This window comes from Rhodopirellula sp. UBA1907 (genome assembly GCF_002337565.1).
GTDB lineage: Bacteria > Planctomycetota > Planctomycetia > Pirellulales > Pirellulaceae > Rhodopirellula > Rhodopirellula europaea.
On record NZ_DDGH01000084.1, the window covers coordinates 48,965 to 61,979 of the forward strand.

The window sequence follows — 13,015 nt, forward strand, 5'->3', positions numbered from 1 at the left end:
CTCTCCCCAAACTTCGTTTCGGGAGAGGTTCTTAGAGCAGACACCCGCCAAAACGCGGCACTAGAAACTGCACAACCTTGAAGAAGGACGCTGTGGAATCAGCGTGGTTCGAGATGTTTGTGAAGTCGGCGTTTGCGAAGTCACAGCGAGGCGGCTGATTTTATTCCGACAGGATCTGTTGGATCAGTTCGGGCGGTGGTCCTTCAATCGGATAGTCCGTTTGAATTTCGCAGCCACAGGCGTCGGGTTCGACCGGGCCTCCGCAGGCATCGAGTGCCAAGCGGGCCAAACGTCGGGCTTTGGAGCTGGGTTCAAACCAACAACAAGGTCCGGTCTTTTCAAACACCATTCGAGTGAGTTTTTGACGGATCGGGATGCTGCAACATCCTCCGCAACCGGGATCGCATCCTCGACGCGAGGCAATGACCGCTTCGATGGCCGCGATGCGGACCTCTGCCGAAACATCGTCCAGTCCCGCAAGAATGGCTTCTTCCACATGTGGATTGACGGAGCAGTCTTCGCCGGCCAAAACACCGAGGGCTTTTACCTTGGCGGCGGTGGCGACCTTCGCTTCTTTCACTTTCAGTGCACCCGCGACGGCAGGCGAAGGCGAGGCCGCATTGGCAGGGTGCGATGACGGCAGACTCATCGGTGGCGGCTGCAACGCGGGAACCGCGGTCGCTGCTTTTTCATAGGTGATTTGGCCGAGCAGCACCGTCTTGCGAATGCAGCGACGACCGATGGTATCGATTCCCAAGAAACGCGGCAGCGTCATAGGAACCGGGGCCGGCGGAGTGGCGACTCCATCCGGGCCGATCAAGACCGGCGTGGTGGCCTGACGCTCCAAGACGTTCAACGACGTGCAGCCGGATGCGAGAACCAGACAGCCACACGCGAGCAGCAACGGCCACGCATGGGTGGCTCCCGTCATGCCGTTCGTTGTTGACCGTCTCGCGTTCATGTTTGGGCGTTCGTCTTCAATCGATGCGGATGGTGGGGAGGTCAGTTGGCTGAGGCGGTTTCACGGCAACGTCCACACTCTTGCGATAGCGATCCCCGCGATAGAGGCCTTCCAATGTCAATTCGTATTGGCCAGCCTTCACGGCGGGAAACACGAAATGACCGCTCGCATCGGTCAGTGCCTCTTGGGGTAAATTCGACGCTTGGGAGGGTTGGTCCACGCTTTTTTCGTCCGAATTTTCAGGCTTTTCTTTTGGCAACTCTTTGAGCGCGACCTTCATGCCTGCGACTGGCAGAGTCACATAGGCAATTTTGCCTTGCAGAACGGTGACTTCGGCTTCGCGGCGAGCTTGCAACTCGGCTTCGGTCAGCAACTCGATCGCAAGCGTTTTGATCAGGCCCGGGTTATTGGCTGCGTCGGTTGCTTGCATCAGCAACGTGTGGGTTCCCGATGCCAGTTTGTCCGTCGGCAGAATGACGACCCAGCTTCCGTCACCGAGTCGTTGGCCAGGAACGGGTTTCACGTCGGGCGTGAACTCTTGTTGGCCGGCGGTTGCCCAAGCCGCTTGGATGGAGGCCGCTTCGCTGAGTCCCGCGTCATCGACAGTGACACGAACTTCCACCGGCCCGCCCAAGATCGCTGGCAGCGGCGATCGGATTTGGATGTCCTTCAGCTTGGGTGGCAACGTGTCAAACACAGCCGTGATCGGGTTGCTCCAAACGAGTTGCTCGCCTCGTTGAAGGCTGGCGATCAGCGGAGCACGCTGGTTTCGGACCACACCCACCGGCACGCTGAGTCGATGTGGACGCACACGACTTTTCAATCCCGGTTGGCCAAGTGGATCCACACCGGCCCAAGTGAATTCGATCGCGGCAGGCGTGGTGACCGAAACGGTTGGTTCGTTCTGCAAGTAGCGATCACCATTCAGATCCAATCCCAATGTCACAACATCGCTGCCGTAGTGGAACAGTTTGTCGCTGAGGTCAACCCATACATCGGCGGAAACTGTTTCAGCGTCTTTGGATACGATCACCGGCGGAAGGTCCTGGGAGGCCGGTGCATCAGGCAACAAAGGAGCCCCGATGACGATGGCGGCGTGGTCGTCGGATGGTGTGAGCAATTGCTCGCTGCGATTGCCCGCCAAGTGAAACACAAAGGCACTCGGCCACTGGTCGCTCAACACTCGAACGCCGATGGGGTGCCCATCGCAAGCGGCGGACGAGAACGATTTGGTGACGCGAGAATCCGGGGCGATCATTTGTTCGCCATGGGCAACGGTCAGATGAGTCAGCAAGTCGACCAGTTCGATGCGAACATGTGTCGGTCCATCGACGCCAGCGAGAGCGCTGATCGACACATCGACTTTGCGAGCGTTGTGGTCGTAAGCCACGACCGGCTGAATCAGCGAGTCCGGGCGATACACCCGAGGACTCAAGTCAATCCATTGCACGCGATCGTTTTCAGCGTCGGTGACTTCGCACCAAAGCGATGCGACTGTGATTGGCGGCGCGTCGGGTTCCAGTTTGGCAGCGGGGAACATGACCTTCGTCCATTGTCCCAACGCCGTCGCCAGTTTGGGCTGGATCGCCAACTCGGTCGGAGGCGTTTGGGTGGCGAGCCACCGCTTGGCTTGTTCCGATTTCATCGTCGGCGGGCAAGTTCGTCCCGGTTCGGACCAACCCAGCAGACGCACCTGCAAGGACTGCGACGACGAATCCAGTGGCTGGATCCACAATGGTGCAAAGAGGTCTCGGTTGGCGTGCATGACCCACGAGTCGCCGGCACTGGATCGAGCGGCCGCAAATTCGGACAGCGGCAATTCCAAAGGCACACTGGTGCGAAAGATATTGTTCTGAGTGATCCAACGAAGGTTGATCGCGGATGTTTCCGGCGTCTTCGCGTTTCCAGCCTGCGACGCTCGACGGATCTCGATCGAAGCGGTCTTTTGCTTCGAAAACAGGCCCAGCTTTTCTGACGCCGTTGCGGTCGATGTGGCTCTTTGCGAAACGATCGAGCGATAATCCGTTTCACCTGAGACGCGTTGCACGGGTGTGATGGTCGAATCAGCCAGTGTGTTGATTTGCAACCAACCACCATCGGTTTCGATTTCCAAGATCCCCGAATGCATCGATTGCGAAGTCGATTGGACCGCGATGTTCAACATCACGCGATCTGACATTGCCAGCGAGCCTTGGACGGTCACGTCAACGTTGGTGTTGGATTCGATTCGGGGCAGTGCGGGCAATCCAATCCAAGCAGCGAGTCGTTGGTAGCGACTGTTCGAGATCGCGTAACGTTCTCGTTCGTCTTTGGTTGCATCGACGGCACATGCACGCGTGTCGGCGACGAGCGTTGGCAGAATGTGCGACCAACGCTGCGTTGCCGCGTCCAGCTCTTTTGCCGCAGTGGCTTGCTTGGCTGGTGTTTGGATATCCGATTTCAGGGCACGCACGAGTTGTTTGTATTGGTCGACGGCGTTGACCATTTCGTCTTCCGATGTTGACGCGTTCAGAAGCGTTTGGCTCGCGGTCTGGGCGGCTTTCTGCAATCGATCCAGGGTCCCAGGTTTGCTCGACGTCCCAGCTAGTTCGAGTTGGGCCGCCAACGTCGAACGCTGGATTCGCGTCCGTGTGCTTTCAACGAACCCTTCGCTGGACCGCGAAACCGCGACCGTTTGAATGGTCGACGATGATTGGTCCTGTTGCGATTGAAGTTCAGCCAGTAAACCCGACAAACGATGTTTGACGGACTGGATCATCGCGTCGCCTTGGTGCATCGAATCGCTGTTGGCAGAGTCCAGCCATCGTTGCAATGCGATCGTTTCAAGCAGCAACTGGCAAACGGAATCATCCATCAGCGATTTGGAGCGAATGGGCATCGCCACAAATGCATTCAAGTGATCGATGATTTCATCTCGCAGTTCACCGGCTTGATCGATCGCCAACGCATCCTTTTGCAGTCTTGTGAACGCGCGAATCGCTTTTTCGGTTTGTGCTTGCACATGAGCCAGATAGTCCGAACGCACGGGGCTGACCAGGCTCCGTTCAGCGTCCAGTCGCACCCATTGCGTTTCTGCTAGTTCGGGTTCGAACCATGTGCGGACTGTCGAGTTCATCGCGGCTTGGTTGGCGAGCACACGGCACTTGATCAGTGATTGCTTGAGTGACCAAGGTGCGTTTTGCTGCAACACGGATCTGGCCCAGACCACTTCGTCCCACGTTGCGTTGGCTGGAATCGGCGAGTCAATCCAAGTTTTCGCGGTGGCTTCGGTGGCATCCGCGTTGAGCAGCGTTTGCAGTCCCTCGAACAATTCGCTGCACTGGTCACTGCGATTGGTGCGAATGCCATCCGCGTGCATCTGAATTGCAACAGCCAGCGTTGGTGCGGTCACATCGACCGTGTGATGTTTGGCTTGTTCTGGGGCTGCATTCGGCGGTGCGGCAACGGACCGAGTGGCACTGGGTAGGTCGGCCGTTGTCGATGTCGTCGCAATCGCTTCGGCTTTCGCCGCGGGTGCTGCGTCGTCTTTGCGATCGAGAGCAGTCTGCACCGGCGCCAACAAATAGCGTTTCCAATGTCCTCGCGGGATGCTGGAAAAGGAATGGGGAATTGCTTGGTCATCGCCATCGGGACGCTCGGGGCTGACCACATTCAACCATTCGGCGACGGAGACCACACCGTCAGCGTTGATGTCCGCGGATTCTTCGAAGCCGTTCATCGCGGCTTGTGTCAGCGGCGTGACATGTTGGGCTGGATCGATCAGCTCATGATTGATTTGGCTGTGGTGTGTGACGACCAACACATTCGAATGGCTCAACGCGGAGACTTCTCGATCGAGACACTGAGCGAACTGCCAGGCGTTCATCTCGGGCAGCCGTCCGATTGAATCGCCGACGCTTTCAATCGCGTCGATCAACACGATCACGGGCGTTTGAGTTTTGCTGAGATGTCGAAGGAGTTCGGAGACGTCCAGCGGCGATGTTTGCAACGTCGACTCAGAATTCAACGACAACAAGATCGCATGGCCGTCGACCACCAACGCTGTGCCGGCAAGGTGAATGAGTCGGGTACCGTTCGTGATATCGGTTTGTGCGATTTGATTGGCGGCGGAGAGCGAGAGCGTTGGATTCACGCTGGCCGTCGGCATTGCCTGACCGAATGAGGAGAAGGCATGCAGCGATGCAAGAGCAACGGCCTGCGCCGGAATCACCGGGGCAGGTTGTGTCTTTTTAGGTGGCACTGGCCCGATCGATTGAATCAACAAGCGAGGTGATTCAAGCGGACGCCAAACCGAGACCACAAAGATCCCGAGCAAGGACGCGAGGACGATTGTCAGCGCAACCTTGATGCGCAGTCGCGATCCCGATGCGGTTGGCTGGTTTCGCCAATCTCGCAGTCGCGATTCGGTCACGTTGGGACTGTTGTTGGTCTTGCTCATGTTCTAGCCACCAACCTGAACGGTGGGTTCACCTGATGCGATCGATCCACCGTGTGCTGTCGGATCACCCATTCGAACCGCGGGTTTGCCGCCGATCATGACGGTGGCGGAGCCTTTGGAAAGAGTGTCGGGCGGGCCTGTGCACTCGGCCTCATCGCCCAAAACCGCGGCCGGCATTCCCCCGATCAGCACCGTGGGTTCTCCTGGACCGATGATGGGGCCTCCGACATGCGGGACGACGCCTGTGACCATCGGGCAACTGTGTTCGTCCATGATTCGAGCAGCAGGCGGCATCACTGATTTCCTTGCTTGGTGTCTTGTTCGCGTTGCAACAACGCGCTGCCGGATTGCAACCATTGCTGCATCGCGGTGTCTCGATCTGGCTCAACCGCGACGGACCATCGATGCGAGGTCATGATTGCGACGCCGCTCAAGTGCGATGGCGGTGGAATGGGCGGTTGATCATCCGGTCCCAGACTGCCGCCGCTGAAAATGATTGCCTGAGCGATCCAGCGAGTGACGTTGTCAGGAGAACTGATGGCCAGTTGATCGCGGACTTTGCGTCGGTCGGTTTCGTCGCCCGAGGTCTGCCAAGCCAGAATGCTTTGGTCGAGCGTGCTGCTCGCGCGATTGGCAAAGCCGGATGCATCGATCGCCCATCCGATGGCGGTTCGGACCGGCAACGCACCAGCGAGAAACCGGATCGCATCGTCGTTCAAGGAGGCATCGATCAAACGTTGGAGGTAGTCCATCGTTTGATCGGGTGACTGGATCAATGCGGTGGATGCGTCCGACATCGACATCACTTTTGCAAGCGAGGCGATGGTCGCGTGATCGTCGATGGTTTCGTCGGAAGTCGCCAGTTGTTGCGGATTCGTTTTGGGTGTCGCGGTCGTCACGTCGGGTGACCAACGAACCGAAAAAACGGTTTGGCCGGCGACGAATTCGGTTTCGCATTGGCCCGTTTCTGACAGCGTGAGCCGATCGCATGAGTCTCCTGCAACGATCAGTGCATTCTGTCCCTCGAGGACCTCGATCACCGCGTCCGTTCCGCAGCGAACGACAAAGTGTTCCGGTGACAACGCGGCGTCATCGGGAAGGCTCATTTCCACCCACTCGCTACTGCCCACGCGTGCTTCCTGACCGACGCGCAAGATCAATCGCACGTCGGTGTCGTCAGCGGGATGAGCAGTGAGTAAGAGTGGCATGATGAAGCGAAGGATTGGAATGAAGTGGAGGGACGCGTGAGCCAATTCTGTCCGAAAAGGGGTCCGACCCCTTTTTGGGACGATGACCCCTTTTCGGGGCGAACTAGTTGATTTGGACGATGGCTCCTTTGACTGTGAGCGATCCGCCGGAGCTCAGTTCCGCTGATGCGTTACCTTTCAGTGTCATGGATGCATCAGCGGCGGCGTCGACTTCGGGAGCCGCCATGCTGATCTTGGTATCACCTTTGATGGCGATCTCGCTTGCTTGGATGTTGATGCCCGACGGCGTCAGCTCAATGGAAGATTGACCACACTTGATCGTGATCGACTTGGCCGCTTCGATCGTGATCGCGCCGCTTTCGACCGATACATTTTGATCGCCTTGTTTGACCGTCAGGTTGTCGTCACCCGCGTCGATGGTGGTCGTGCGGTCTTGTCCGATCTCGGTGGTCTGGCTTCCCGATCCGCTGCCGACTCCGACTTGGACGTTCTGGTCGTTGTAGATCTCGATCGTTTGGTCGCCGCTGTCTGATTTGTCGAAACCGACCTTCAATGAATCATTGTTTTCAACCTCACGAACAAAATCGCGTTCGCTGTGCAGGTAGATCTGCTCGGCATCTTTCGTGTCATCAAACGTCAACTCATGGAAACAGTTCACGTCCCCTTCTTTGGTGCTGCGTGTGCGAAAGACCGTTTTGGCTTGCCCGTCGGCCAGATCTTCCGGAGGCATGCGATCGGCATTGAAGACCCGACCGGTCACGATCGGTCGATCCACGTTGCCGTCCAAGAACGCGACGATCACTTCTTCACCGACTCGCGGAATCGAGACCGCACCCCATCCTTTGCCAGTCCAAGGCTGCGTCACGCGAATCCAGCAGGAGCTGCTGTCGTCACCGGTGCCAATCAAATCCCAAGCGAATTGGACTTTGATGCGGCCATACGCGTCGGTCCAGATTTCTTCGCCATCGGGACCCACGACCGTTGCAATTTGAGGGCCTGCCATGATCGGCCGTTCGGTCGTTTGTCGACTGCGGAAGGGAATTGACGAAGGAAGCAACCGCAGTCGATTGTTCAGGTGAAAGGAGTGTGCACCTCCACTGCCGGCCGAAACATCGCCGGTTGTTATCATCAGATGCCGGCCCACAATCAGGTACTCTTGATTGAGATCATCGACGGGATGCGACGTCATCGTCAAAAGATTGCCGGCGATCACCGAAGGAGTTGACACGTCCACGGCGGCGGCGTGTTGGTCTGACGTGGCGGCTTCGGTCAGAACGCGAGCGTAGTGTTGGCCGTCGTCGGTCTCAAAGAACTGACCCGGGAATTCGTACCATTCCCAGTCGCTTGCCGTGTCCGACGCGTTTTGACGAACGGTCATTTCGGCGCGAGGTTTTTGGAAATCGTAGTCTCGCAACACATACGACGCCGTGTTGAAGTCACGCTCATAGGTCCATTGCGAAAGACACGTTTCGGTGCCCGGTTGTTCCACCGCGTGATAGGGCAGCGAACCAAACGACGCCGACGCTTGGTGGGCGCTGACGTCGTCGCAAAGCACTAGGGTGTGTTGGTCTTCGGTGTATTCGAAGAAGTAGTAGATGCCTTCTTCTTCAAACAGTCGACTGAGGAATTGGAAGTCCGATTCGCCGTATTGCACGCAGTAGGCTCGTTGGCGATACGTTTGCGTGAGTCGGTCTTCCAGTTCGCCGGTGAAGCCTCGCGATTCGATCACGGCTTTGGCGATTTCGACGACCGTCTGCTGTTGAAAGACTTGCGATCCGCCGACATGTCGCAGCAATCCCATCCAGGGAGCAAGCGTGGCGTGGTATTGGTACAAGCCCGCGCTGGTGCCAACCTGACCGAACCGTGTGACATAGCCGTGCAGGTATTGGGGCGAGTCGTCTGGATCGCCGATGCGAATCGAGACTGGTTCTTTGAGCAGGTCGAGCGGATCGATGTCGCCTTCAGAGCTGACCAAGTCCAACGTCCCACCAAAGGGGCGTCCGAGTTGTTCTGTCCAAGTCACACCGGTCAACACGAGCGCATCGTCATCCAGCGGTGTGCTGACGGCGATCGGACGGTTGGCTTGGGTCAGAGTCATGATGGTGAAATCGTGTGCAACGCTAGAGAATGAATTGACAGTCGCCGACATCGGCGCGGGGAGCTTTCCCGTGAACCCAAGCACTTCGACCGAGAGCACCGATGCGGCCGAGTGACAAACGTGGGATCGTGTGGCGATCCAAGATCAAACGAACGCGGCAATCCAATCCGGGATCGACGTAACCGCGAATCAATTCACGAAGCGTTCCGTGCGACTCGCCGCCAGGAAGTAGTTCCTGAAACAAATCAAACACGATCGGTCCCACGTCCAAGTCGATCATCGAGCAACGATCCGGGACACTGCGTCCGAGCACCACGCTTTGTCCCAAGCGACCACCCCGGCCCGCGGTTTCTCCGCGACCAGATGGCCGTTCCGATCGAGAGAGCAGCGTTCGGTCTTCTGGTTCCAAACGGAGTTGCCGCAATCGAAATGTCTTGACATTCGCATCCGCATGCACGGTCGCGGAAACCACCGCCGCGAGACCTTCCGCGTTGCGATGTGTGGACCCAAATCGGCCGCTGAAGTACAGCCCTGAGTTGTCCGTTGAGGTTGGGGCCGCGTTGGATTCTGTTCCGGGATTCAGCGTGCCAGAGATGGAACCCACGTACGCGGCGAACCGGTCCGTCTCTGGTCGATCACGCTGGACCGCACCGCGACTGCTGCTCCACGCTCGGTAGAACAGCGTTGCCATGCGGTGATGGAACAGGTTCAGAAACGATTCCAACGTGGGGTCAGCGTTGTGCCTGGTTTCATGCCGAACGGTCTCGGTCATATGCAGAGGCAATGGACCTCCGGGCCCCAACAGACCAAAGAATCGTTGGCTGATGTGGGCGCGTTCATCGTGTCCCGAATCGATTCGATCGATCGTTGCCGGGGCAAAGTCCAGTGCCGATGTTTGCCGGATCCGAACGGCCTCTTGGCTCGTTTGTCTGGCGTGACCAACTCGAGGCAGCGTCGGTGACTCGGCTTCGATTCGTCGCATCGCCTGAAAGAAATCGAGCGACTGAACCGGTTTCCCGAGTTCTTCCGTGAGACGCTGTTCCCAGGTGGCGGTGGAGTCTGAAGTGGTCATGGACTTGTCTGGCAAAACGAGAACGGCGAATCAATGTCTCGGCGTGAGGGTTGGAACCCGGCCAATGGCGAGGTTGATGCGGTGGCTAGATCAGGGCGGTTTTCCCGGTGCGAACTGGCCATCGATGCACCGGGCCACGTGTGGGCGTGCGGAGCGACGTTTGCGTGAAGCTGTTCAAAGACACAAAGCGTGCCATGAAACGATCCAGCACTCCCGCCAGTAGGAACGCACCTCCGCCTTCGAACGCTGACTCGTCCAACTCCAATTCCAGGTGCACGCCTCGACCGTGAACAATGGGGCCAGGCATGGGAATCTGCCGTGTGACCGCTTGATTGGTCACCGATAGAATCCCGTCCACTTGGCGACGTGTCGCGGGCAAGTCTTCCAGGCAATACAGATACAGCGTTTGCCGCAGCAACGCCGCCGCATGATTCGAGTTGGGATCCGTCGACTTTTCGCGATCGCACAGCGAGAGGAAGTTTGACGTCAAGTGATTGACCAGTCGCCAACACGTCTCGCCATCTTCGGTGGTCAGCGGTGCTCGCGGAGTGGTTGGGCCTGACAGACAACTGATGGAGGCAACCGGTCCGGGGCCATCCAGGGTGAACGCGTCCCGCCAACCCGCTTCCGGTTTCAGCAGGGCGAGGTCGCGGTTGCTGCAGTAGACCGTGGACGACAGTTGGCGAATCGGATGCCGCGATGGTCTCTGACTCGAATCCGTCAGCGTCACAAAGACTTCTGTTCCTAAGTACGGTGAGCGATGACCGTATTCACGTTGGTTCGTCGAAGGTTGCCGAGGACGACGATCGAGCGTGTAGTAGGCCGCGTGTTGCTGACGAGCGGCCATGTTGGTTGGTGGCGCGTAGAGCGGCAGGAACTCAACTTCTTGCTGAGCCGATGTTCCGTGACCAAGCAGTTGTTCGACCGACCAAATTTCAAAGTCCATCGGTCGGCTGCGGTCGACCAACAGTTGGTGTTCGGATTTGGTTTCCGAAATCGGGACCCGATCCGCGCGTTGCTTGAACAAGTTGACTGCTGGGACACAGTGCAAAGCCAAGTGTTCACGGTTGAGACGTCCCACCAAATCCTTCTGCGATTGGTCAACTCCGATGATGATTTCGAGCTGGTTTCCCTTCGCCATCGAAACCGCTTGGGACAACCCATTTAGGGTTACGAACAGGAACTTTTCGGGCAACAAGAAATACTCTTGCAGCAATCGGTATCCACTGAACGAACGAGGCTCGCCGGGTAACAATGCTTCTGCATCATCGAAACCACCAGCGACCAGCGATGCCGAATCCAGTCGTTGCCATTGATCCGAAGCGGCGTCGCCGACAACGATGCCGTTCTGATGGGCGATGAGTAGCTCAAGCAACTGGTGCGCGGTTTCGCCACCGCGAAGATGAATCGGCAGGCTGTCCAGGTCGAGTGCCGACATCGGCAAACCAGCCGTGGTTTGAAGCGTGATTCGCAGTGCCGCACGACAGGGCATGCCCTTCATGATGGAAGGCACCGGGCGACGGGTCGCAGTGCCACGTTCCACCCATTCAACGTCCACCAATTGAATCGGCCACAAATCAACCGGAGCGGTTGTTTCGAATCGGCAAGGCGTCGGGCAGGTTTGGCTGGACGGTCCCTGCAAACGAGAGCCGCGGGGCAAACGGTAGCCGCCGGCCAGCGATCCCTCGTCGGGATCCGGATGAATTTGAACGATCGCCGCGGATGGGATCGGCCGCGTGTAGTGCGGGTAGATCGATTGCAGCAACCCGCGAGTGAGTTGTGGAAACTCGGAATCCAAACGGCGATGCACTCGCGCCGCCAAAAACGCGAATCCTTCCAGCAGACGTTCGACGAAAGGGTCGGCGCAGGCGAATTCGTCCATGCCCAAGCGGCCGGCGACCGCGGGGTATTCTTGTGCGAACTCCGCCCCCAGTTCTCTCAGGTAGCCGAGTTCTCGGTTGTAATGATCGAGGAACTGAGCTTCCATGCGTCAAATCCAACCGAGGTGAACGAAGGAGTCGAGTGGGCGCGGATGATTGGCCAAGCCATCTTTCCAGCACAAACTCGTGGGCTGTGGTCTTTTTGACCGTGACACTCATCACGGTTCTTGCTGAATAGCACAATTGGGCCTTGCGTCCCAAGAGGTAATTCGCTGACCAAAATCCAACTACGCCGCTCGGCGTTGACCGTTTCCTGTCACCACTTTTTGGCATTGGCCATTGCCCAGGCAGATCGAGATGCCCATCGCAAAGGACTCCAACGCATCGGAGGGGCCAAAGAGGGCCTGGATTTGCACGATCACGTCGCCACGCACGTATTCGTTCAACCGACACGTGACATTCAGAGTGTCCGCTCGCAATCGAGGTTCGAAACACCGAATCGCTTCGGTGAATTCTCGTTGAAGAAGTCGCAGGTCCAATCCGCTGCTGGTCCTGCCCGTCAGATCGGGAACGCCATAGTTCAAAACGCTCTTTTGAACCAACGGCCAGTCCGACAGATCGGTGTCCTCGGACATTCGGCGTGTTCCAAACAACGCCAACAGATCGCGTTCGATTTGCGAACTCAATATCGCCATCTGTTGGCGACGTTGACGGCGTGAAACACCGCCGCGTGATCCGGGATTTGGCACCACACGAACGTCGCCACCGCCACCGTTCTCGCCACGGATCAATCGATCCAGTAGCGAGGATGACGGTTGTTCGATCGGTTCGTTGGATGCCATGACAGCTCAGCCTAGGCGGCTTTCTGTTCCGACAGGTTCCAGCCCTTCTCGGTTGCTTTCTTCGCCGAGTCGCCGTCGTACTTAGTGTACGCCATTTTGATCTCGGTGAAGTTGAGCGTGAAGTTTTCGCAAGGCTTGCTGTCGCCCATGCTCGACTGTGAGTAGCTGGTGACGATCGGGTCAACCAACGTCACGGTCAAGTAAACCTGTGGGTTGCCTTCGTTGTCCGTTTGCAAGTAGGTCAGGGTTGCGCCTTGCAGCGAAGCACCCGAGACACTTTGCATGAACAATTCGGTCGACGCGATGTCGAAGTCCTTGGAACATTGCAATTCGGTGAACGCGGGCGAACCGGTCTCACGAGCTGAGCTGCCGGCAACACTTGCGACGGTACGATTGGCACCGAAAGAGACCGAGGTCAACTTGATCTGATCTTCGTAACCAGAGACGCTTGCGTCGCCTTTGATCTCGGTGGTGAACTTCAAAAAAATCATGGTTTCAGTTTCCTGGAATGAATGT

At 57.6% G+C, this 13,015-nt stretch carries 9 protein-coding genes; all 9 read right to left on the reverse strand.

Annotated features, from left to right (window positions below; all coding sequences use genetic code 11):
- Positions 1-160: 160 nt before the first annotated feature.
- Positions 161-931, reverse strand: coding sequence for a hypothetical protein (locus tag B2R17_RS18705; RefSeq protein WP_233214894.1), 771 nt, complete (start codon positions 929-931; stop codon positions 161-163).
- A 46-nt stretch (positions 932-977) separates the two neighbouring features.
- Positions 978-5,399, reverse strand: coding sequence for a carboxypeptidase regulatory-like domain-containing protein (locus B2R17_RS18710; protein WP_286765155.1), 4,422 nt, complete (start codon positions 5,397-5,399; stop codon positions 978-980).
- Positions 5,400-5,402: 3 nt separating this feature from the next.
- Positions 5,403-5,693: a PAAR domain-containing protein gene (locus B2R17_RS18715; protein WP_008670751.1), complete on the reverse strand. Its 291-nt coding sequence runs from the start codon at positions 5,691-5,693 to the stop codon at positions 5,403-5,405.
- Positions 5,693-6,607, reverse strand: a complete 915-nt coding sequence (locus B2R17_RS18720; protein WP_286765156.1) for a DUF6931 family protein — start codon at positions 6,605-6,607, stop codon at positions 5,693-5,695. The genes B2R17_RS18715 and B2R17_RS18720 overlap by 1 nt, the downstream gene beginning before the upstream one ends.
- Before the next feature lie 103 nt (positions 6,608-6,710).
- The gene (gene tssI / locus B2R17_RS18725) at positions 6,711-8,705 is read right to left on the reverse strand and encodes a type VI secretion system tip protein TssI/VgrG (protein ID WP_286765157.1); all 1,995 of its coding nucleotides are present in this window, start codon (positions 8,703-8,705) and stop codon (positions 6,711-6,713) included.
- A 22-nt stretch (positions 8,706-8,727) separates the two neighbouring features.
- Positions 8,728-9,777, reverse strand: coding sequence for a type VI secretion system baseplate subunit TssG (gene tssG / locus B2R17_RS18730; protein WP_286765158.1), 1,050 nt, complete (start codon positions 9,775-9,777; stop codon positions 8,728-8,730).
- Between the two features lie 85 nt (positions 9,778-9,862).
- Positions 9,863-11,764 (reverse strand): type VI secretion system baseplate subunit TssF, encoded by a 1,902-nt coding sequence (gene tssF, locus B2R17_RS18735; RefSeq protein ID WP_286765159.1) that lies wholly within the window; start codon positions 11,762-11,764, stop codon positions 9,863-9,865.
- A gap of 180 nt (positions 11,765-11,944) precedes the next feature.
- Positions 11,945-12,499, reverse strand: a complete 555-nt coding sequence (locus B2R17_RS18740) for a type VI secretion system baseplate subunit TssE (RefSeq protein WP_286765160.1) — start codon at positions 12,497-12,499, stop codon at positions 11,945-11,947.
- An 11-nt stretch (positions 12,500-12,510) separates the two neighbouring features.
- On the reverse strand, positions 12,511-12,990 hold the full coding sequence (locus tag B2R17_RS18745; RefSeq protein ID WP_008656328.1) for a type VI secretion system tube protein Hcp: 480 nt from the start codon (positions 12,988-12,990) through the stop codon (positions 12,511-12,513).
- Positions 12,991-13,015 lie beyond the last annotated feature (25 nt).